This window comes from Salinimicrobium aquimaris (assembly GCF_035607535.1).
Classification (GTDB): Bacteria; Bacteroidota; Bacteroidia; order Flavobacteriales; family Flavobacteriaceae; genus Salinimicrobium.
In genome coordinates this window covers 240,011-263,350 of record NZ_JAYDZX010000001.1, presented here as the reverse complement: position 1 = coordinate 263,350, position 23,340 = coordinate 240,011, and the positions used below count along the sequence as shown (strand labels likewise).

Below are 23,340 nucleotides of genomic sequence, written 5' to 3'. Positions count from 1 at the left end.
TTACAGTTCTAAAAGTTGTAAAAGCCCCGCAAAAGCAGGGGCTTTTCTATGTTTGCTTCTTAAGTTTTGTTAGGTTTTTCTTTAGTTCCTGTTAAACTTGTAAATAAAACATATCCAAAAATTTATATTAAGCGGCATCATAAAAACTGACTTGCCTCTATGGGAAAAAACGAACTCAAAAGAAGTTTGGGATTTTGGGATGTATTAATGTTTGGAGTTGGCGGCATTGTAGGTGCCGGGATCTATGCAATTATTGGACAGGCCGCAGGTCTTAGCGGCAACATGTTATGGCTAAGCTTTGTGATAGCTGCGACAGTAGCTCTGCTCACCGGCCTCTCCTATGCCGAATTTGTAAGCAGGTTCCCCGATTCCGGAGGAAGTTTTGAGTATATCAAGCAAGGCCTGGGTAGAAGGACTGCATTTATCATGTCCATTTTTATGGCCTTCACAGGGATAGTCGCTGCAGCTGCGATATCAATAAGTTTTGCAGATTATCTGAGTCGCCTGGTAAATTTTCCTTCCTGGATCATCGTGATCTGCATTATCTCTTTAATGGCCTTCTTCAATATTATTGGGGCGAAGTACAGCTCTTATTTTAATTCTTTCGCCACAGTAGTAACGCTTATAGGTCTTGCTGCAGTAGTGGTGGTGAGCATACCCGAATTTGGCACCACTCCCCTCCTCCAAACTAACGACCGGGGTTGGACCGGTCTTTTTGCAGGAGGAGCATTGATCTTCTTTAGCTATATTGGGTTTGAAGATCTCGTTAAGATGGCCGAGGAGACAAAAGAGCCAAAAAAGAACATGCCAAAAGCTGTGATCTTGAGCGGGGTTATTGTCCTGGTGGTGTATGTTTTGATTGCAATAAGTTCCGTGAGTGTGCTGGACTGGAAGGAACTTTCAAATTCTAACGGACCTTTGGCAGCGGTTATAGAAGCAAAATTGGGAGCATGGGGTGCCACTTCCCTGGTGATCATCGCCCTTTTCGCTACAAGTAAAACTATTCTGAGCAATATACTTGGAACCTCCAGGCTGCTTTATGATGTCGCAAGGGACAGTGAGAAATCCTGGCTAAAAAGATTTACTACTATTTCGGGAATAGGCAATGCCCCAAACTATGCTATAGTTGCAATAAGTTTAGTCGCTATAGGATTTGGACTCATCGGAAATCTAAAGATCGTCGCCAGCCTTAGTAACATCTTTATTTTTATCGTTTTTGGAATGGTCAACATGGCCTTGCTTAACTTAAGACACAAAAAAAGAAATGAGAAAGATGAAAAACCGCCGTTCTATATCAGGTTAAACGTCAATAATATTCCAATTCCCACCATTATTGCATTTATAACAATATTGATCCTCTTTGGGTTCAATATCTATAACCTGTTTGAAGGAAATCTTTAACAGGCCACTACTGCTTAACCACAACAAGGTTTGCACGGGCCCCTGTAAGAAGGTTCCACTCTTTACGGATTACCTCCCTGCCCTGATCATCATAAACCCTTAATTCTGCAGTATTAGGTCCTGAAGTACCCTGATTCAAGGCTTCAAATTCGATGTTGTTGAGTCCGCTGTCCAGCCTTACCATAATTGGAGTATATGTAGCTCCAAGAGACATATTCCTATTGATCACCACGCCATTAACTGTGATCTTTACCTTGTCACCATCAATGTATTCATGGTCACGACAATATAGTTCTACAAATACGCCTGTAGTTTTAAAATCCCCCAGGTATTGATCCCTTCGGAATTCTTCTCTTGCTTCCTTGTCTTTGGTAAATGCTTTTGGAGTAAAATCTTTTCCTTTGAAGGTCATGAGCCCATTCTCATCTGTTCTCATGCTGAAGGATTTTGGCTCCTTCTCTCCCAGCTTTAGAGGTTCACTCTCGGTGCTGAAGATTCCTTTCTTTGAACTAAGACTGTGATTACCTTTAGATTTGATAAAGGAGGAAGATTCACTACCCTTCTTCGGGGCCATGAGTTCGCCCGGGGCTTTAACAGGAGCAGTTGGATTATCAACCTGTGCATGCCCTACACAAAAGATTAAAGCGAAAATTAAGGAAAAGAGATATTTCATATACCACAATATACTTCAGCAAAAAGATATCAAAAATTTAACCAATCTTGTCTTTCCAGCCGGAAATTTGACCTTAGTAGCTAAAAAATTTAACTGCATTTTAACCGCAGATCATGGGGTAAATATAAGATTATCTGTAATTTAAAATAAAAACAAAGCCATGACAAAAAAAGAAGAACAACCAAAAAATAATCGTACAGACATGAAACGGGAGGAGAACCAGAAGTATAATCCGGAAATCACTCCCGAAGACAAATCCACATTAAACAATCAGAGTCAGGACGAAAAAAAGGGAGACTACTTTAAGGATCGGGAAGAAGATATAGATTATGCCGGTGCCGACCTGGATATTCCCGGGCAGGACGACCGCAAGTTTAATCCTACCACTAACAAGCCTCAGGATGTTGAAAAAGAAAGAAGACCAAAAGAATCGGCTAATTCAAACGATAATATAGAGTCGCAAACAAATACGGTATATAAAGGTGAAAAAGCTGAAAAGTACCGGGATCCTTCAGAAAAAACCAGAAATAATGACAACAAAAAATAATCTTTTAGCCACCCGCGAGGTGGCTAATTTTTTTTAGCAGCGTTCCCGATATTGCATGTGCCGACTGATATCTATCACATAAGAAGTTATTGCAAAGATCTTGAACTCCTTCCCTTCGGTAAACTTGTAGATGTCACAGAATCCAAAATGCTTCTTTTGACCGAGCCTGTTCCTGCTAATGATCACCCCTTCCACTATTCCATTATTGTTGGCTACAAAAACATTTTCCACCTGGATCTCAACCTCGGGCATCTCTTTCATTTGATCCAGGACCTCCTTAAATTCAGCCTTTCCTGCAATATCCTTTTCCCCCACAACCGTCCAGCAAATGTCGTCGGTAATGTGGTCCATAAAGAATTTTTCATCCCCTTCTGCATACGCTTTATTGACGTCCCTTAAAAACTTTTCCTTTTCAGTCATCGTTGTATCTGTTGAAGAACTCATAATCACCTGTTTTTCAAATCCTAACTGTTTTAAATATACGATAAAATTCACAATTTTAGAGAGGGAAACAGCCTTGAGAACAGAAACTTATTGCTAAAAACAGCTTTTTCAAATCCTCTGCTCATGGAGTAATTGGCGCAAAAATTAATAACTTTGGCTTCCTCATAAGAAACAGCTCACTATGCACGTTCATCATCTACTTCAGGAAAATTCGATTGCCAATACCTTCATCGCGCAGCTTAGGGATGTAAAGGTCCAGAATGACCGGCTAAGATTCAGAAAAAATATAGAAAGGTTGGGAGAGATCCTGGGTTATGAATTGAGTAAAAATTTCAGTTTTGGAGAGGCAGAGGTCCAAACCCCTTTAGGTACCGCAAATTTGCCTTTACATAAGGAGGAACTGGTGATCTGTTCCATTTTAAGAGCAGGGCTTCCCCTTCACAACGGATTACTGAATTACTTTGATGCTGCCGACAATTCTTTTATTTCTGCCTACCGTCATCATCCCAACGATAATGAGGAGTTTGAGATCCTGGTAGAATATCTCGCTTCCCCTTCCCTGGAAGGTAAAACCCTTATCCTTGCCGATCCTATGCTGGCGACCGGGCGCTCTTTTGTCAACGTTCTACAGGCGCTGGAAACTATGGGTAGACCAAAGGAAATTCACCTTGTATCTGTAATTGCTGCACGAGAGGGAATTGAACACCTGCAGGAGAACTTTCCTGAAAATTCACATTTATGGGTAGCTACTATAGATGAAAAACTTGACGAAAGAGGCTACATAGTACCCGGCCTGGGTGATGCCGGAGATCTATGCTTTGGCTCCAAAATGCAGCACTAGAAAGGGTATCCTATTGCAAAATTGAATACCGGGTCACTTATCCTGAAGTCCCAGCGTTCCCCTTCCTCATACCACGGGGTGTGCAATGGTGCGGCGAGATCAAAACGGATCACGAAATTTTGAATATCGATCCTTAGACCTACCCCCGCTCCTATTCCCAGTTCTGATAAAAAATCCTGTTCAAAAACGCCTTTTTCGAGAAGTAATTCCTGTTGTTCTGTGGGAGCCTCTTCAAACTCGGCATAGTTGCTTTCGGTGTTCCAAACGTTTCCTGCGTCCATAAAAACCGCTCCTTTGAGAAACTGGTATAGCGGGAAACGATATTCCACATTCGCCTCCAGCCTTAGGTTCCCCATTCTGTCGTAATAGGGAACTCCCATTCCGTCGGGGGAATAAGTTCCGGGACCCAGAGACCTGATTTGGAAAGCACGAACACTGTATGGCCCTCCCGAATAGAACTGCCTGCTGAAAGGCATTACTTCCGAATTACCGTAAGGAACTCCTATCCCTCCATACAGGCGGGTGGCAATGGTTTGTTCCGGAGTTAAATTATAGTGATATCTAAAATCGGCATCTATGCGGGCAAATTGTGCAAACTCCATACCCAGGAAAGTCCTTGGAGTAGGTCCACTACTAAGCAGGTCGATGAGATTTCCTGCAAGTTCAAGGTTTGAATTGAGGTAGAACTGGTGGGTTTCCAGTTCATCTATCATTCCGTTATAAGTAAAACCATAAGTGAGTCCCGCGATAAACTGCTGTTCAAAACTGCTCCTTAAAAATGGATTTTCATCCAGAATATCTCTAAAGGTCTGGGTGGTGTTGCTAAGCCGGGAATAATCGACCGAAAGCGGGTTCAATTCATGGGTTATGAACCGGTTGGCTTTCCAAATGTATCCAAAGTTGCCGGTTACTGTGAACAGGCTGAAAAGCTGACTCCTGTTGAGATATTCAAAACCTAAGCTTACTTTCGTCTTTGGAATTGAATATTCGAACCAGTTACTCCTGATATTTACAAAAGGGAATATCATTCTCGGACTTATGATCGCAGTTTCTAAACCGAGGACAGTACTACTGTTACCCACATCGCTTTCACTGGACAACTGCCATTCATACCCAACCTTACCGGTGATATTAAGGATTTCGCCTCCATGAAATAAATTCCTGTTGGTATAGGTAAGGGCAAGATGAGGACCTGCAAAATTATTTGATTTGGTCACCGCCTGTAGTTCTGCCCTTATCGCTCTTTTGTTCATGGGAGAAAGAAAGATGTTCGCAGTTAAATACCCAAGACTATCAGTTGACAGGGAATCTATCTCGTCATACCTTATATTCACAAACTTGTATGTTCCCAGCGAGGTAAGCCTTCTACTCGTCTTTCCAGACAGCTCTGGCGAATAAAGTTCTCCTTCCTCCAAAAGAATAAAAGGGTCTAATTTCTTTGGCTTAAAAAAGATCTCTTGCTGAATATAATTTCTCTCATTGAACCTAACCGTGTCCCGTGCCAGGGAATCTGTGCCAATTACGTAGTTGGGGTAAATATTCACATCCCTAATAACGTATGGCTTAATACCCGCTTCCGGAACTTCTTCTTTTAATCTTAAGAACAGGTCAAATTTCTTGCGATCGTACTGATTGGTATCAGCTTCAAAAATGAGAAAATTTGAACTAAAGTTGTAGTAACCCTGCCGTTTAAGCGCTGCATCTATCCGTTCCCGTTCCGCCTTGAGCATGGCCAGGTTAAATTTTTCACCTGACTCCAACAAGGATTCGTCCAAAGTCTCCTGAATTTCCCTATAGATCTCCAGGCTATCATTATCCATTTTATAGGTTTCAAGGATATATGGATTTTCGGGTAAGATGGCCGTATATTGAAGATGAGCTAATTTCTTTTCCTCATTCTCCTCGACAGAATGATTTACTCTACTGTAGAAATAACCCCTGTTTTCCAGCCTGTTCTTAAGTAACTTCTCCGTCTGGAAAGGGTCGACATCAGAGAGATAAACAGGTTCTTCCCCCAGCTGTTTATTGAGAAATTTATTTATAAACCCTGGATTTTCCCGTTGTGCCTTGTAATGGAAGTAAAGCCCGATTCTCGACCCAAGGATCTTGCTGTTAGGATCGGGAGTAATTAAAGACTGAAGTTGATTTTTAAGATCCTTTTTGTTTTCAATAGGATCATCAGATTCCATTTCTATGTCTGCTCCGGTATACAATAATTCATCTTCGGGAATAAATTTTGTCACACTACAGGCCTCCAGGAATAAGAGGATAGCAATACTTAAGACCATTAAATTTACCCTGTGCTTCATTTTTATTCCTCAGTTTGATTTTCTTCCTCTTGTGCACTTTCTCCTTTCACTACCTGATCCCATAGCTCATGGAATTTATTGAATTCCTGGGTAAAGATCAGTGCAAGACCACTTATGATCAACTGGCCATCTATGACATTTTCATAGCTACTTCTCCTGAAAGCCATAAGCCTGAATCTACCATTAGGGGTGAGAAGATATTCCAGGCTTACATTACCAATTAGCGGAGTGCTTTCCTCCACCGGGCTGCTTCCCTGTACATCTACTTCACTCCCCACACTTACAATTAACCTGTCGTCCATAAAGCTTTTTTGAGCGGTGATATCCAGCTGCGTCCTTTCCTGCGGACTGTCCCCCTGATAATCTGTGAAGGTATCAAGACCAAAATTGAGATCTACACCAGTTTCCCCAAGCAAGCGATCGGAGAAAATATTGAGTTGGTCAGACAGCGCTTCATTTAAATTATCTCTTGCAAAGGATAGGGTTCCTCCACTGGATCCATCACTTCCCGAAGTAGGGAAAAACCGGTTTAGAACAAGGAGGGAGAAAACCTGCTTATTCAATTCATTCTCCTGTTGGTTGATTTGCTGAACACGGCCGTAGACCTGACCGCTAAGAGCCCCTTGTTCATCCTCCGGCATATCCAGGCCAAAAGATAATTTTGGAGCCGAAATCTCACCTCCTATCTTGAGATATACAAGGAAATCGAGCTCCCGGCGGAATCTATCCTGATCTGAAAGATCTGCACCCTGCAGTTGCGAAGCCATGAGGCCAGCCGCTGCAGCTTCTACCCGGTAGACTGCAGTAATATTGAGATCGGCATCAAGAGGGTCTCCGGCCCAGACTACAGAACTGCCGTCCATAATATCAAACCTCCTTGTGACCAGGTTATAGAGGCTCATCTCGTAGTACCCGTCACTCAACTCCACCCGTCCGGTCATCGTGGTTCTGCCATTAGGATAGATATCATAAAGAATATCTCCATCGCCGGTGGCCTGGAAGTGATCTCCCGTACTTTCATCGAGTACTATGGTAAATGTCGATCCTTCCTGAAGGTTGATATAAGAATTAAGTGCAAAGCCAGAGAAGGCAACAATTTCCTCGTCTTCAGACCTGCGGGTAAGGATCCTGTCCGGGTCTTCCCTATTCACAAAGATCACAACCCCTTCTCTTTCTTCGATCTCCAGATTAGCTTCAGGGATCACGTAAGTGAGATCTGTCTCTTCAAGTACCACAAGGTCGAGTTCTATCTGCGGAAGCTCCAGATTTCCGGTAACCGAACCTGTGGCATCAAAGACAAATTTTCCGTAGAAAAGATCAAAATCCTCTTCAGTAGAATTCAAAGCAGTGAAATTGTTGGTGCTAAAGCTTAGATCGAATTCGGGGTTAAGTAAAGATTCAGTAAGAACAGCACCGTTAAGAACTAAAGCATTGCTATTTACATCACGAATTTCAAAATTGTCCATGTAAACACCTTCATTATTAATGCGCAAAGTTTCATCTCTTAAGGTAAAAGGTGCATTGAGAATTGAAACTGTAAACTGAGCCTGATTGAAATTTAAAAATCCTTCATATTGAGGCTGCATCGGCTCTCCTGAAATATTAAATTCACCTGACAAACTACCGCTGGTGTTCTTAAGTTCTCCAAAAGAAAATCCTTCAAGAACTTCCATGGAAATGTTTTGAAGATCCAGGAACATGTCAAGCTGCCCCCCGTTAGTTTCGGCCAGATAGGAGCCGGTAAGTTCCAGGTTGGCGTTACCTTCTACTGCAAGGTCAAAGGAATATGTGTTAAAACCGGCTGCTTCTGCGTCCAGAGAAAGGGTTCCGAGAGGAACATCCATTACTCCAAATTGATCTATAGTGAGATCGGCTACCAAACCGGTTTGCGCAAAAGGTTCCTCAATGACCAGGTTTCCATTCATACTTCCTGAAGCCAGTACGGCCTCGGGGTTGAGGTAAGAAAATAAAGCAGCCAAATTGAAATTACGGAATTCGATCCCAATATGCTCTTTTTGGACCCCGGCCAAATCATTGGTAACCCTCAATTCCTGATTATTCCTAGACAACCTAAAGTTATTGAAGGTATAGAAATCATCTCCTATAAGGATCTCATTTTGAGGATCGATCTGCCATTGATTGGAATTAAGGATGAGGCTATCAGATGCAAAAGCCACCCTTAATACATCATCATTTTTTATAATGGTAGACCGCAATTTCATGAGAGGATCACCCTCATAAATGGAAAGGAATTGAAGATTCAACTCTTCCTCTACCAATAATCCTTCAATGTTGGTTTCCTTAATTGCTAAAGGCCCGGCATCCAGGCTCTCTAAACCGAAGTTGAAGAATAGCTCTTCAGGATTGGAATCTACGAATAATGAAAGGCTATTTATCTCACTTCCGAAGTAATTGAGATAAGGAATTTCTACCCTCCCCACGAGTGTTCTCTCCCTTTCACTAAAATCGACATTAACACTAATAGTGTCAAAGGCTTCGAGCTGTGGCAAAAAGACTTCTTCCAGGATAGGCGATGGACTTATTTGGGCAGTAAGATCAATATTGACAGGATTTACAACAGTATCTGTCATGTTGGTTGTGGTGTAATAGCTTTGGTAATGGCGGTTAAGGGCGTTGAAGAAATCAACGGGACCGGCATTGGAATAAAGTTTCAGGTCGAGCATTCGGTTCTCAACTGCAAGGGAAGTAGTATCGGGTCTTACATGGGCGAGAAGGTCGAGATCCCCTAAAAGATAGGATTCATTATCATAAACAAAAACACCATCTGTAATGGTCGCAGTCGCATCAAAACTATCTGCGTTACCTTCAAAGGTCCCTTTCACCTCCATTGCCGCATTTACCGGATTTACAGCAAGACCAAGTGCCTGCAGATCTGCACCTATAATATTAAGCTTTAGATTGACTTCTGGTGCTACAGAACCGAGCTGAACGAAACTCTCCAGTTCCATGTTGAGGTTTTCATCTTTGTAATCCAAATTAGCAAAACCTTCTCCATCCTCTAATTCTGCATAAAGACCAATTCCATTGAAAACATAGTTATTGTATTTAAACCTGCCAATGTTCCCATCAACTACTGCATTGAGGGAATTGACATCTTCTCCACTTCCCGATGCCTGAACATCCAGGCTTACAGGGCCCAGAGCAGGATTTTGAAGTAGCTGTCCAATCTCCAGTTCCGTAACTTCCAGATCGGCATTAAAAGCTATGTTGGGGGCCGTTACAAATCTACCTTGCACATTGATTTTACCTGCGGAAGAGTTTAGAATAGCATCAACAGAAATGTCTTCGGGGCTTCCACTAAAACTTCCTGCTAAATTGACATTTTCAGGAAGTTGTATTCCCAGATCCTGTTCTACTACAAATGCATTTAGGTCGGCTCCTGAAGATTGCAATCTCAGCTGCGGAATGTCAAATCTCAGGTTTTCCGGATCGGCGGCATTAAAAATGGTACCTGTAGCAGAAAGGGCGGTATTTCCTCCCCAATTAATATTTGCTCTCTCGATATCGATAGCAGACATCTCTCCTTTTGCAGCGAGACTACCCGAAAGTCCTTTTTTAGCAAGTGCAGCAAAGTAGGGATCCTGGCGCAGGGCCGGCTGAAACCGGTAGATATCCTGCAGATCGATTTGGAACTGCGGAAGATTAAGATCGACTGTGGCACTCTCAGGGTTTTCAAGGAATTGATCAAGAGATGGATAATCCACTGCCAAATTTCCTTTCACCATATTTCCATTAATTCTTATGAGTAGATCCTGAAGTCGCATCCTCTCCTCATTCACTTGAAGTGCAAAACGGGTGGTATTTAAGTTTAAACCGGAAGCTTCTAGAAAATTCAAAGCATCAACTTCAGTCTCCAGAGATTGATCTTGCAGAACCAAATATGGGATTTGAAGATTGAGGTTCCTTAGTCCTACGGCTTCGGGATTAAAGATGCCTTCGGTTGGACTGTTGTTATTCACCCAATACCTGAAGTTTATGTCTTGCAGGTTAACATTGGCTGCACGCACCTGCCATTCAGGCCACTGAAAAGGTGCAGCAGTTGCAGTGGTATCTGCTCTATTTTCTGAAGAAGCGGCGACTTTCGACTGAAAATAGACTTTTGAGTTATTCAATTGGAACTGGTCTATTTCAATGATATTGTTCTGTAGATCGGCTGCAGGAAGTTTCAAAAGCAGGTCCTGTACATTAATGTCTGTCACAATTCCATCGGGTACAGAGGTATACGATCCCGCGACGTTATTTAGTTCCAGGTTCTCCACTGCCAAAAATGGCATGGGAACAGGGTCTTCTTCGGGAGAATCGGGAGCAGGTTTGGTTTGGGCGTAGTAGAAACGGGTATTTTCAATGACGGCATCACCAGCCACAAACCTCATACTATCAAGCATGAACTCCTGCATTTCCAGCTGTAATCTTCCGAGGTCGACCCTGGTATCTATACCTAAATACTTATCGTCATAATTGAACCTGAGATCTGTAATTTTTATATCTCCCAAAGTTATTTTCATACCAGAAGCGGTTGTGTCTGCAGGGGTAGCAGCCGCCGTAGTATCGGCCGGGGCAAATGCTTCGGCAAGGAAATCAAAGTTAAAACCACTAATCGTATCCTGCCGATCTATATTAACCCTTCCTCCATCCCATTCCAGGCTGTTGATCGCTATACCTTCTCCCTGGATTATTGGCCAGAGTGGAATGTCGGCTTCCAGACTGCGGGAATAAACAAGCGTATCGCCACTTTCATCTTCCATGTAAAGGCCCTGCAAACTTATATCCCCTCCAAAAGTGATAAAAAGCCGGTCTACTTCTATGGTAGTGTTTGTTTTGCTGGTGATATAGTTCACCACTTTGTTGACAATAATATCCTGGCCCCAGGGACTGCGGATGAAGAGGAGGAGCAGGAAAATAAAGATAAAGATCCCGAGTAGGATCTTAAAAAATAACCTAAGGCCCGAGCTCTTTTTTTTCTTTTTTTCCTTTTTAGGTTTTTCTGCTTCCAAAGATGTTTCTCTACTTTCTCTAATTTATCTTTTTTGGGGCAGATCGGGAAATTAAGTTTTGGTAATTCCCTGTTAAACAGAGACTAAGAACATGAGGTTCTTGATAAAATTAATCTCTGCCCCACAATTGTTTTAAAAAGGTAAAAAAATCGGCTGAAGCGGCCATTTTATTAGCAATAATTTAGCAGGATGCAGCAACAACTAATAATCTTACGTTAAAATAAATATACAAAGACTTTAGGTTGTATAATTTCGACCTAACCAATGCGTTTTGATGTGCGAAAGCACCCAATAAGCTTGAACATTAAAACCTAAAACAAAAATTATGAAAAGAATTCTTAGCGTTACCATTTTGGCCGCAACAGTATTGACCTCTTGTGTTTCAAAAAAGAAATATGTGGCCCTTGAGGAAGATTACAACAATACTCGCAGTAATCTACAGCAAACTCAGGTAGAAAAAGAGCGACTTGAGGAAAGATTAAATGCCATTGAACAACGGGTGGCAGATTATAACGCCCGCATCAACTCCCTTACTGAGGACAATGACCGCATGCTTGAAATGAATGACCTTACAGCCATGTCTAAGGCCAATAAGCAAAAAATGAGGCAGACCCTGGAAAAAGTGGATCCTGCCAAACTAGCCGAAGCAGAAAGTCTTGAAGATTCAATCAATCTGGCCGTAGCTTATAACCTGGAAAGCCAGATTAGTTCAGGATCTTCAGATGATGTAGATATTACTGTAGATAAAACAGTAGTAATGATAAATGTGTCTGATAAATTACTTTTTAGAAGCGGAAGCCATCGCGTTAGCCGGGATGCTTATCCCCTGCTTGAAAAGCTTGCTGAAGTAATTAAATCTGAACCTGCTATGGAAGTTATGGTGGAAGGTCATACAGATTCACAGACCATGGTAGAAAATTCCTATATACAGGATAACTGGGAACTGAGTGTTAGAAGAGCCACTGCAATTGTGAGACTACTACAGGACAGGTACAATGTAGAGCCTGAAAAATTAATTGCAGCGGGAAGAAGCAGTTATAAACCTGTTGCTGAAAATGACACCCGTGAAAACCGGGCCTTGAACAGGAGAACGAGAATAGTTATTCTTCCAAACCTGGATAAATTCCTCGCCTTGTTGGATTCTGAGCAATCTGCCGCTCAGCCCGTCAATGCTACCAACAATTAATCCCAGATTAAAAGAAGGAGATTAAAGGATAGAGGCTGCTTTTGCAGCCTCTGTTTATTTCCTCTTTAGCCAGTAGAAATCAAGCGAATATTTTCCAGCTCCTGTGATAAGGAGTACTGCGAATATCAAAAGATGAATAAGTGCCAATTCCTTTCGCTGAAAAGGATCGGAAGCATGAATATAAAATGCTGCAGTAGACATCGTGATCAAAAGAGGAATTACTGCCACCCTGGTTCCGAGTCCTATGATCACAAGGATGGAACAGATGAATTCAGCAAATACCACCAGCGCCAGGGTGATTCCCATTCCCAAACCAAAGGGATCGGCAAAAGTTATTTCTTCACTACTAAAAAGTTTAAGGAGCTTTGGAGTTCCGTGGGTGAGCATGAGCGCTCCTGCTCCAATTCGCAAAAAGGCAAGTCCCAGGTCAACCTGAGGTAAACTAAGGTTGGTACTATAAGTATTTTTCATCCTACCAATTTACAGTTTCCAATGAACAAAAGAGGGCCAAAATAATTAGAAGGATCGAAATGCGCATTTTATCGATAAAATATGCTATTCGTCTGGTTTTTTAAGAAAATATTAATATCTTCCCTCTTGAATTACACCCTGATGAAGATTTTTCTTACAATATTATCATTTCTTTTCTTCTGTACTATTGCTTCAGCGCAGGCTACAGCTAACTTCACAGCGTCTGCTACTATCATTCAGCCAATTAGTATTTCTACGATCTCAAATCTCAATTTTGCCAGTATTGATGCAAAAGAGGGAGGAGATGTTATCCTTACACCTCAGGGAGAGCGGCTGGTTCTGGGTGATGTGGAACTCTCCGACGGATCTGTAGTTACCGCCGCATCTTTTGAAGTCATTGGTCAACCCGGTACCACTTTTTCTGTTAGTCTTCCCGACTCGAGGTCTCAATTAATAAACGGCAGCGAAAAAATGGTTCTTAAAGATTTTACCAGCAGTACAGGTTCCGGAGATCTCAGTACAGGAAAAACCTCTGTAAAAGTGGGAGCCACTTTAGAGATAAATCCACAACAGGCTCCAGGCTTTTATTCCACCCCGACTCCCCTTTTGGTTACCGTCAACTACAACTAAAACGTTGGAGTTAATATCTACTTGTTAAATTGCTGATAAGAATCGGTTTCTTATCGAATATACCGGTACTTCAACGAGTAAATTTTTATGGAGATTGTAAAGGGAATATTTTCGGCCTGTTTGAATAATAAAACCCAAACCCTACAAATACACTAACCATGAAAAAAATTACTTTTGTTTTAATCGCTCTTTTCACCGGGACTGCTTTTGGACAGGAAGAAGCGAACGCTACCGCAAATGTTAACGCGGAAATAGTGAGTCCTATAACTATTGTATCTGATGGAACAGCACTAGATTTTGGCACTATTAACGGAACAGCTACAGGTGGTGATGTTTCAGTGGACATTAATGGCAATAGAACATTTACGAACACTGCAATGAAAGTTACTTCTGCGGTCACTCCTTCTGCTGCTACCTTTAAAATTACAGCTGCAAACGAATATTTATATTCTATTTCTATCCCAGATATTACTTTGACAGGTGATGGTAGTCCTATGAATGTTTCCTTTGTTCATAATAGGAATTCCACAACAGGTAAAACCGGGTCTGGTAGTCAGCAACCATTATACGTAGGAGGAACATTAACGGTAAATGATAATCAAACAGCCGGATCTTATACTGGAGAGGTAGAAGTAACTGTAGCTTACGAATAAGTTTCGAAGATTTTTTAGAATTGCGCCGCCCAATGTGGCGGCGTGATATTTTTTGGTAACTTTTAACAGCTGACTTTTCAAAAATGACAAAATTCACAGGCTTTCTTTTTTTTCTGTTCATTTCAGGAGCAGTGTTTGCCCAGGCTTCGGCATCGGCGACAGTAGAAAGCCGGGCCACGATCATAGATCCTATTAAGATCGATAAAAGCGTGGACCTGGATTTTGGCAATGTCATCTCGGCATATACTCCCGGTACGGTTATCCTCTCTCCCGATGGCAGCCGGGTGGCTTACGGAGTATTACTGTCCAATTCCATTCCCGGAAATGTTGCTCCGGCAGAAGCAGTGGTGACCCATGGAAACAATAATTACAGTATCACTCTTCCTCAGGCCTTCAGTCTCTATCATCAGGAGAACCCTAACCAGGTATTGGTCATAGATAACTTTACAGTGGAACCCATTGTCGGAGATGAAATCGACGTTTTACGAATTGGTGCCACTCTTAATCTTGAGGCCAATCAGCCAGCAGGTTATTACTCTAACTCAGAAGGATTTAATGTGACAGTATCCTATAATTAATTTCACATTTGTTTAACAATTTGCTGCTTAATAGCTAAATTTGTTCAGAAAATTCCAGCCCCCAGGATATGACTACAAAATTACTTCTCCCTCTACTTATTCTTTTTAGTATTTCTTCCCCACTACTTGCTCAGGGTGATCTAATGATCTTGCCAAAAAGATTAGTGTTTGATGGTTCTCGACGTTCCCATGAGATCAATCTTGCCAATACCGGAAGAGATACTGCAGTCTATGCAATCTCCTTTATTAATTATAAAATGACTGAAGAGGGTAATTTTGAACAAATTGAAGAACCCGAAACAGACCAAAGATTTGCAACCGATTTTCTGCGGTATTTTCCCCGGAGAGTGACTCTGGCTCCAAATGAAGCACAGACCATTAGGGTGCAGTTGACCAGAACAGGAAATCTGGAACAGGGAGAATATCGCTCCCATATGTATTTTCGGGCTGTAGAAGAACAGTCAGCACTGGGTGCTGAGGAGGCCGGTGAAACTGAAGGTATTTCCATCAATATCAAAACCGTTTTTGGAATAAGTATCCCCGTGATCATTCGTCATGGAGAATCTACTACCCGGGTACAGCTAAATAATATTCAACTGGATAGAACCGGAGAACATCCTAAACTATCGCTCAGCATTGGCCGCAGCGGAAATATGTCGGTCTATGGAGATTTAAAGGTTATACACATATCGCCTCAGGGAGTTAAGACAGAAATAGGCGCTGTAAAGGGCGTCTCGGTATATACTCCAAACCCTAACAGAAATTTCTCCTTTGAACTCAGGAAAACTTCAGAAGTAGATCTCAGCTCAGGCCGATTAGAGATAACCTATTCTGAAGAGAAAGGAAAGCCATTATCCACAGCAGAAATACAGTTGCAGTAAATGTACTTTCAAAAATACGTTTCGAAGCCTGCCTTTATTTTATTACTGTTATTTTCTTTTTCTATTTCAGAACCAGTAGTGGGACAAATTCAATCTTCCAATCCTGGAAGCTGGACTGAGACCGACACATGGACCGGAGGTGTTGTCCCGGGAATTAATGATGCCGTTCTAAAGGATGTTGAAATCACAAATGATTCCGTTGTTATTCCGCAAGGAGTAACCATCCAGATTAATAACCTGACTATAGGTGGAGGCGGAAAATTAGTGGTTAATGGCAATCTCGTAGTACATCAAAATATCCTCATGGAAAATAAATCTGTTGGATATTCCATGGGATCTTCGGCTGCTGTTATAGTTTATGGAAACTTTGAAATAAAAAATCAAGTTGTTATCTCCCTCTCCAGCTTTCTGGTTATTTATGGAGACTTAACTAAGGATGGTTCCAGTAATCAGGGAGATGTAACTATCAAGAATGGGAATATTTATGTTTTAGGAAATGTTGACGGAAATGGATGGCCTGATGATTTCGGTTGTACTTCCGGTGATTATTCGGGAAATACTCCTACTGAGTCAGAAAATTGTGATTACGGAAATGAACAGGATTTTGAAGATAACCAGGAGGATTTCCCGGATGATCTTGTAGATCTCATCAATTGCTACGACTTAAGTTCAATTTCGGCAACTCCTGCCTGTCCTGGCGGTACTTCTACCCTTTTATTGGACAATTCAGAATTAAATAATGTCACTTTTGAATGGCAGGTAAAAAATGGAGAATCCTGGTCAGTAATTGGAAGTACATCCTCTGTTACAGTTTCAGGTATTGAGGATTTCACTAAGGAATACCGGGTGGTTGTGCGACCGGTTGGAGAATCTACCTGCAGGATTTCTATCTCCAGAAATGTTACGATCGCCAGATCAGAAGGCACAATATGGACCGGGACGGCCGGTTCTGACTGGAACAATCCTGCCAACTGGAGCTGTAATTCTTTACCCACTTTGAGTGATGATGTTTTAATTCCGGCCGGACCGGCAAATTATCCGGTTGTGACTTCCGGAGCAAACGCCCTGGCAAAGAACATCACCATAGAAACTAATGCCCAAATTACAGTTATTGATAATTGGCTAAGAGCGTCCGGTGAATTGATAGGTTCAGGAACATTAAATGCCGAATCGGGAGGTGTTTCTTTTGAGGGAACTACTCCTCAAATAATTCCTGAAGGTGTTTTCGCTAATGACCTGGTAAGAGATATAGAAATCGACAACCCCGCCGGCGTAAATTCTCAGGCCACCCTTTTTATTTCCAACTCCCTTAGAGTTATCACTGGCTCCTTTGACACCGGAAATGCTCTCACTCTTCTCTCCAATAATTCCGGAACTGCCTATATCGACGGCAGCAGTAATGGATCAATCACCGGTACCGTAAAAATGCAGCGCTATCTGCCCAGTGGATTTGGTTATAAATATTTCAGCAGTCCTTTCAGCACCTCTGTAGTGGGAGATTTTTCACCTTATATGGATCTGGTTCATCCTACTAACGGTTTTCCACATTTTTTCTCTTATAACGAGAACAGGGAAGATGGAGCTGGTGAAGATATATCGGGTTGGAAAGCTTATACAGATGCTACAGCGCCACTTTTCCCGGGAACAGGTTATGCTGCAAATATCAGCGATACTTATGATCCCGTGACTGTCGAAATTACCGGAGAGGTAAACAAAGGTAACATCTCTCTAAACCTGGAAAACAATAATGGAACCTATACAAAAGGTTTTAATTTAGTTGGAAATCCTTATCCTTCTCCTATTGACTGGAACCTTGTTAACAAGACCGGAATTGATGATGCCGTCTACTTTTTTACCGCAGGTACTGAAGATCGATACACGGGAACCTATACTTCTTACATCAATGGGGTTTCTAATGACGGTCGTTCGACTAATGTAATCGCCTCAATGCAGGGCTTTTTTGTGAGGGTAAGTGATCCCGGCACACCCGGAAGATTGGATTTTACAGATGCTGCCCGGGTAGGATATAGTAGCTCTTCCATCTTCTACCAGTCAAACAAAAAAGATCTGAATTCTCAACTGATTTTGACGGCAGGATTTAAAGATGAAGAAATCCAGGACGCTCTGGTCCTCTACCGCTTTCCCGGTGCAACAAATAATTTTGAAAAGGAATTTGACGCTCAGAAATTACTAAATACTTCGGTTGAAGTTCCCAGTTTCTATACCACGACCCCTGCCGGAGAAAAACTTTCTATTAATGCGATAGCAGGCTTTACTTCAGAAGCCTTAAAGGAAATTCCATTGGGTTTAAATGCTTTAAAAAGTGGGGAAATTAGTCTGGATTTAAAAGAAGTACCCGCCACTCTTTTCGCCTCTCATCTTTATTTAAAAGATGAAAAAGAAAAGATCTTTTGGGATCTTTCCAAAGGCGCATATTCCTTTACTACTCAAAAAGGGGAATATAACGAGAGATTTTCTCTGGTGTTATCTCCGGTTAAACTGAATACTAAAGACCTGGATTCAGCTTTTAAAACCTTTGAACTCTCTACTTCTTCCGGAGATATCATTATACAAACCAGGTTGGATGACGGAGTTGAAGGTGACCTTCAGCTCATATCTTACTCAGGACAGGTGCTTCAGCAGAAGAAAACTTCGGGAAAAAAAGAAATCAGGTTTGAGGGTCTACAGACAGGGATCTACCTTGTTACTTTAAGATCAAAGGACGGGGAAGAAACAAGAAAAATTTTAATTCAGCAGTAATGGTTAGAAAAAAGGACATCATGAAATTCCTATCCCTGTCAGCTTTTTTGCTATTAACTCTTGTTCAGGTTACTGCTCAGGAGAACCCTCCTATTCCTATTGAGGTAGAAGTACGAAATGCACAGTTCCTCAACTTTGGCAAATTTACGGTAGGACCCGGCGGTGGTACCGTGGTTATTTCTCCACAGGGAAATCGAACTTCAACAAGTGATATTTACCTCCTTGGAAATGACTTTTCCTATGCAATTTTTGATGTGTATTCCAATCCGGGTACGCTGATACAGGTGCAGTCATACTCAGATATTTTCTTAACGGGACCGACAACCGGGGAGGTGCGGCTGGAAATTAAGCCTTCTGTGGACATTTATCCGGGGCAGACTTTTATTACAACCGGCTCCCCCTTTGAGGTTTTTGTGGGCGGAACTCTGCATGTTCCTTCAGGAGATGCAGTACAGCCGGGAAATTACAATGCAACATTTAATCTCACTTTCATCCATCAGTAACAGTAAGATTAATGCCCCAAAAATTCTCTTTATCTCTCCATTTACTTCAGAAGTTTCAAAAAATATCTCTCCTGTGTATTTTACTACTTCTGTGTACGGTTGGATTTGCACAGGAGAATTTTCCCGAATATGATGAACTTAATGTAGAACTGAGCATACCGCGACTGGGAACGTTTGAAGTTCCTGTAGCCATTAAAGGTGAGGATGCCTTTCTTTCGGTAACCTCCATCTTTGACCTGCTGAAGATCAAACACGAAGCTGAAGGTGATCTCCTGCAGGGTTTTATTATTCATCCCGATTCCACCTATACTATAGATTGGAAAACTCCTGCAATTGAGTTTAAAGACCAAATTTACAACCTGTCCAAAAATGACATTTTAAGCACCCCCTCCGGCAGGTACTTAAGATCGAATTACTTCGGAAGGATCTTTGGACTTGATACCGATTTCTCATTCAGAAGTCTCAGCCTAAAACTGGAAACAGACAAGGAATTGCCGGTGATGAAAGAAATGCGCCTTCAAAAAATGCGGGAGAATCTCGACCGGGTAAAAGGGGTTGTTGTTCCGGATACTGTCCTTCCTGTGCGGCGTCCGTTTTTTAAACCGGGAACTTTGGATTGGGGCGTGGTAACTACCCAGCAAACCGATTTCGAGAACGACAATCGTCTTATGCTTGGCCTGGGAACCACGTTCCTGGGAGGAGAAACAAACCTGTTGCTCAATTATTCCAGCCGTGTTCCCTTCACCTCCCGTAACCAGTTCTATCAATGGAGATATGTTAATAATGATAATACCTTTCTAAAGCAGGTGACAGCAGGTAGAATTTTTACCAGGGCCACCTCGTCCCTGTTTGCCCCGGTTAGTGGGGTACAAATTACCAACAGTCCGCTTCAAAACCGCAGGTCCTTTGGAAGTTATCTACTTAACGATTACACCGAACCCCGATGGACAGTTGAACTTTACGTAAACAACGTACTGGTAGCATTTACACAGGCAGATGCATCTGGGTTTTACAGCTTTGAAGTTCCTCTTATGTATGGAAATACTGCAGTGAGTCTTCGCTTTTACGGCCCCTGGGGTGAGGAGCGGGTCGAGGATAGAGTTATAAATATACCTTATAATTTCGTTCCAAAAAATGAATTTGAATATACTCTTAGTGCAGGTGTAGTTGAAAATGACGAATGGAACCGCTTTAGCAGGCTTAATTTGAATTACGGCCTCAACAACGCTATCACACTTGGAGGAGGGGTAGAATATTTGTCGGATGTTCAGAGCGGGGAAGTCATGCCTTTCCTTCACTCCTCAATGAGACTTGCTTCCAATCTTCTCTTTTCGGGAGAGTATATGTTTGGCGTAAAGGCCGAGGCGCTATTGAGCTATCGTTCTCCGCAACAATTACAGGTGGATCTTAATTATATCAAATACGACGAAGAGCAGACTACTATTAACCTCAATTACCTCGAAGAACGTAAGATAAGCTTGTCTACTCCCATAAGGAACAATAATTTTTCAATTTTCAGTCGTGTAAGTGTCAGCCAGATCATCATGCCGACAACAGAATTTACCACGGCACAACTCTTATTGTCCGGTGCTGTTTTTGGTATCAGTACTAACTTTACTACCTATGGGTTGTACAATGACCGTATGGATGAACCCACAGTGTACAGTTCCTTTTCACAAACCTACAGGCTCCCAGAAAAATTTCTTTTCTCTCCCCAGGTACAGTATGATTTTAGCAGGAACAGGTTTAACAATTTGATCCTGGAACTTGAAAGACCTGTATTTAAACAAGGATTCGCGAACCTTTCTTACGAAAACAACTTCCTGAGAGATGCACACATTTTTGAGGTAGGGCTCAGGTACGCATTCAATTTTGCACAGACTTCGGCAACTTCGAGGATTGGGAACAGAAACTCCTCCTTTGTTCAATCGGCAAGGGGAAGTTTGATGTTCGATGACAACACAGGTTATGTCATGGCCAGTAACCGTACGGCCATGTCCCGTGCTGCCCTCACGGTCATTCCATTCCTGGACCTCAATCGAAACGGAATCAAAGATCTTATGGAGCCATCCGTTCGAGGTCTAAAGCTCAAGAACAGAAGTGGTAATGTCACTTATAATGAGGACGAAACCATCCTAAGGATCACAGAACTACAGCCGTATATCGATCTTCTGCTCGAATTGGATCCTGTAAGTCTGGACAATATCGCATGGAAAATTACCAATCCTAAGATTCTGGTGAAAACCCAGCCCAACCATTTTAAGGAAGTTCTTGTTCCGGTTGAAGTTATGGGAGAAGTCGGCGGAATGGTATATTTTAACGACGGAAATTCGAGTCGCGGACAAGGCAGGATCCTGATCAACATTATCGATCAAAAAGGCGAAAAGGCAGCTGAAATCTTAAGTGAGGCCGATGGATATTTCAGCTATCTTGGCTTAGCTCCCGGAAAGTACACTGCTGAAATCGATCCTCAACAACTCGAGAATCTAAATTATGTAGCTATTCCCGGTGCGACAGAATTTGAAATTGAGGTTGATCAATACGGAGATATTGTGGACACACTTGAATTCACTTTAAAGCCGAAGGATCACGAGTAGGAGATTTCGGTAATTTTCAATTCCTGAAGCTTCCCTCCCATTGGAACTGTAGCTGTTTCACCCAACTTTTTCCCGGTAAGAGCTCGTGCAAGAGGTGCCAGAAATGCTATTTTTCGAGCCTTTATATCAGCTTCGTCTACTCCCACGATCTGAAAGGTTTGTTCCTTCCCCGCCTGTGTTCCTGCCAGGAACTTAAAGCCGACTTTTGCACCAAATCTCACTTCATCTTTTGGTTGCTCTCCGGGCTGTAAAACCCGTGCTGAAGCAATTCTTTCGTTGAGCAAATTCAGTTTTCCATCTATAACGGCAGTTGCGTGTCTCCGCTCTTTATCGTTGTCAATATTGAGCTCCCGCCGCTCCTTCTCCAGCTCTTCCCGCTCTTCCAGAAGCTGCTTGTGACCTACAGGCGTTACATAATTCGTGACTCCGGCCGGTAGTGAAGCCCGTGGCGGAATGAATGGTGCTTCTTCCTGATCTTCTTCCTTGACAAATCCGCGGCTCATAAATTTATTTTTACTAAAGATCCCATTTTTGCTACACTTTTCAAAAATTGCAGTAAATACTCCTATTTTTGGAACATGTCACAAAAGAAACTTCTGGTCATTGGTTACGTGTGGCCCGAACCTAATTCTTCGGCTGCCGGCGCACGAATGATGCAGCTGCTGGAATTCTTTCTGGCTGAAGGTTTTTCCATCACATTTGCCACCACTGCAGCCAAAACCGAGTTCATGGCCGATCTCCCTTCCCGCGGAATTGCTACGGAAAAGATCGAGCTCAACAATAAAAGCTTTGATGATTTCCTGAAAAGAATCGATCCGGAAATAGTCATTTTTGACAGGTTTATGATGGAAGAGCAATTTGGCTGGAGGGTGGCTGAAGTCTGCCCTAAAGCTTTGAGGATCCTCGACACCGAAGACCTTCACTTTCTGCGCAAAGCAAGGCAGGAAGCATATAAACAAAAGATCGACATCACTCCTAACCTGCTGTATTCCGACACGGCAAAGAGAGAAATAGCCAGTATTTACCGCTGTGATTTAAGTCTTATCATCTCAAGAATTGAAATGGAACTGCTGGAGGATACTTTTGGGGTTCCTAAGGAAATATTGTTTTATCTGCCTTTCATGATCCAGCAAAAAGAGGAAAAAAAGCATTTGACTTTTGAAGAGAGAAAGGATTTTGTTAGCATTGGTAATTTTCTTCATGCTCCCAACAAAAATGCTGTGATCCGGCTAAAGAAGGAGATCTGGCCACTTATAAAAAAGATATTACCGGAAGTCAAAATGCACATTTTTGGAGCCTATGTGCCGCAGGAAGTACTTCAGATGCACAACGAAAAAGAAGGTTTTCTTGTTCACGGCCGAGCGGAATCTGCAAAAGGAGAAATTGGCAAAGTAAAAGTTCTTCTTGCTCCGCTTAGCTTCGGGGCCGGACTAAAAGGAAAATTTACAGATTCCATGCAAGCCGGCACACCCACTGTAACTACAAATGTAGGTGCCGAGGGAATGCCCGGGGATTTGCCGTGGAACGGCTTGATCAAAGATGTCCCGCAGGAATTTGCCGATGCTGCAGTAGAATTATACAAGAATAAAGAACTTTGGCAGGCCTCGGTAGAAAATGGCTTCAGGATCCTCGAACAGGAATTTTCTGAATCAGGAAACAGGTTGAGGTTCCGGAAAATCATTCAGAATCTGAACGGCGACCTTCAGCAGCACAGACATAAGAATTTCACAGGTTTAATGCTGCAGCACCACAGTCTGCAAAGCACCAGATTTCTCTCCAAATACATAGAGGCTAAAAACAGAAATCGCCCGTAAAACAGGCGATTTCAATCCAAACAAATAAACTAACAAC

Annotated in this window: 18 protein-coding genes; 12 read left to right on the top strand and 6 right to left on the bottom strand. The window is 42.2% G+C overall.

The window, feature by feature from the left end; translation table 11 throughout:
• Positions 1-159 precede the first annotated feature (159 nt).
• Positions 160-1,401: an APC family permease gene (locus VR862_RS01210; RefSeq protein ID WP_324719115.1), complete on the top strand. Its 1,242-nt coding sequence runs from the start codon at positions 160-162 to the stop codon at positions 1,399-1,401.
• A gap of 7 nt (positions 1,402-1,408) precedes the next feature.
• Here VR862_RS01210 and VR862_RS01205 read toward each other — a convergent pair whose 3' ends face one another.
• Positions 1,409-2,074, bottom strand: a complete 666-nt coding sequence (locus VR862_RS01205) for a hypothetical protein (protein ID WP_324719114.1) — start codon at positions 2,072-2,074, stop codon at positions 1,409-1,411.
• 160 nt (positions 2,075-2,234) lie between these two features.
• On the opposite strand from VR862_RS01205, the gene VR862_RS01200 reads away from it, so the two are divergent.
• Entirely contained in the window at positions 2,235-2,621 is a 387-nt protein-coding gene (locus VR862_RS01200; protein ID WP_324719113.1) for a hypothetical protein, read from the top strand.
• A gap of 33 nt (positions 2,622-2,654) precedes the next feature.
• On the opposite strand, the gene VR862_RS01195 is transcribed toward VR862_RS01200, so the two are convergent.
• Entirely contained in the window at positions 2,655-3,065 is a 411-nt protein-coding gene (locus tag VR862_RS01195) for a nuclear transport factor 2 family protein (protein WP_324719112.1), read from the bottom strand.
• Between the two features lie 181 nt (positions 3,066-3,246).
• On the opposite strand from VR862_RS01195, the gene upp reads away from it, so the two are divergent.
• A complete protein-coding gene (gene upp / locus VR862_RS01190; protein WP_324719111.1) occupies positions 3,247-3,906 on the top strand; it encodes a uracil phosphoribosyltransferase in 660 nt (219 codons plus the stop codon).
• Here upp and tamL read toward each other — a convergent pair.
• Positions 3,903-6,215 (bottom strand): translocation and assembly module lipoprotein TamL, encoded by a 2,313-nt coding sequence (gene tamL / locus VR862_RS01185; RefSeq protein ID WP_324719110.1) that lies wholly within the window; start codon positions 6,213-6,215, stop codon positions 3,903-3,905. The two genes, upp and tamL, sit on opposite strands and share 4 nt — an antisense overlap.
• 2 nt (positions 6,216-6,217) lie before the next feature.
• Positions 6,218-11,230, bottom strand: coding sequence for a translocation/assembly module TamB domain-containing protein (locus VR862_RS01180; protein ID WP_324719109.1), 5,013 nt, complete (start codon positions 11,228-11,230; stop codon positions 6,218-6,220).
• A gap of 325 nt (positions 11,231-11,555) precedes the next feature.
• Between VR862_RS01180 and VR862_RS01175 the strand changes: the two genes are divergently transcribed.
• The gene (locus VR862_RS01175) at positions 11,556-12,416 is read left to right on the top strand and encodes an OmpA family protein (RefSeq protein ID WP_324719108.1); all 861 of its coding nucleotides are present in this window, start codon (positions 11,556-11,558) and stop codon (positions 12,414-12,416) included.
• Between the two features lie 54 nt (positions 12,417-12,470).
• Here VR862_RS01175 and VR862_RS01170 read toward each other — a convergent pair whose 3' ends face one another.
• Positions 12,471-12,887, bottom strand: coding sequence for a DoxX family protein (locus VR862_RS01170; protein ID WP_324719107.1), 417 nt, complete (start codon positions 12,885-12,887; stop codon positions 12,471-12,473).
• A 141-nt stretch (positions 12,888-13,028) separates the two neighbouring features.
• Between VR862_RS01170 and VR862_RS01165 the strand changes: the two genes are divergently transcribed.
• The 7 genes from VR862_RS01165 (at position 13,029) to VR862_RS01135 (ending at position 21,489) form a co-directional block, all read left to right on the top strand.
• Positions 13,029-13,517 (top strand): DUF4402 domain-containing protein, encoded by a 489-nt coding sequence (locus VR862_RS01165; RefSeq protein WP_324719106.1) that lies wholly within the window; start codon positions 13,029-13,031, stop codon positions 13,515-13,517.
• Positions 13,518-13,675: 158 nt separating this feature from the next.
• Positions 13,676-14,170, top strand: coding sequence for a DUF4402 domain-containing protein (locus tag VR862_RS01160; protein WP_324719105.1), 495 nt, complete (start codon positions 13,676-13,678; stop codon positions 14,168-14,170).
• 83 nt (positions 14,171-14,253) lie between these two features.
• Entirely contained in the window at positions 14,254-14,748 is a 495-nt protein-coding gene (locus VR862_RS01155) for a DUF4402 domain-containing protein (protein ID WP_324719104.1), read from the top strand.
• A gap of 68 nt (positions 14,749-14,816) precedes the next feature.
• Positions 14,817-15,629, top strand: coding sequence for a fimbrial biogenesis chaperone (locus VR862_RS01150; protein WP_324719103.1), 813 nt, complete (start codon positions 14,817-14,819; stop codon positions 15,627-15,629).
• Positions 15,630-15,707: 78 nt separating this feature from the next.
• Positions 15,708-18,389: a T9SS type A sorting domain-containing protein gene (locus VR862_RS01145; protein ID WP_324719102.1), complete on the top strand. Its 2,682-nt coding sequence runs from the start codon at positions 15,708-15,710 to the stop codon at positions 18,387-18,389.
• 20 nt (positions 18,390-18,409) lie between these two features.
• Entirely contained in the window at positions 18,410-18,892 is a 483-nt protein-coding gene (locus VR862_RS01140; protein WP_324719101.1) for a DUF4402 domain-containing protein, read from the top strand.
• 11 nt (positions 18,893-18,903) lie between these two features.
• On the top strand, positions 18,904-21,489 hold the full coding sequence (locus tag VR862_RS01135) for a fimbria/pilus outer membrane usher protein (protein WP_324719100.1): 2,586 nt from the start codon (positions 18,904-18,906) through the stop codon (positions 21,487-21,489).
• Here VR862_RS01135 and VR862_RS01130 read toward each other — a convergent pair.
• Positions 21,480-21,992 carry a GreA/GreB family elongation factor gene (locus VR862_RS01130; RefSeq protein WP_324719099.1) on the bottom strand — a complete coding sequence of 171 codons (513 nt, stop codon included), beginning with the start codon at positions 21,990-21,992 and terminating at the stop codon, positions 21,480-21,482. The two genes, VR862_RS01135 and VR862_RS01130, sit on opposite strands and share 10 nt — an antisense overlap.
• Before the next feature lie 75 nt (positions 21,993-22,067).
• Here VR862_RS01130 and VR862_RS01125 point away from each other — a divergent pair, with 75 nt between their 5' ends.
• Positions 22,068-23,303, top strand: a complete 1,236-nt coding sequence (locus VR862_RS01125) for a glycosyltransferase family 4 protein (protein ID WP_324719098.1) — start codon at positions 22,068-22,070, stop codon at positions 23,301-23,303.
• Positions 23,304-23,340 lie beyond the last annotated feature (37 nt).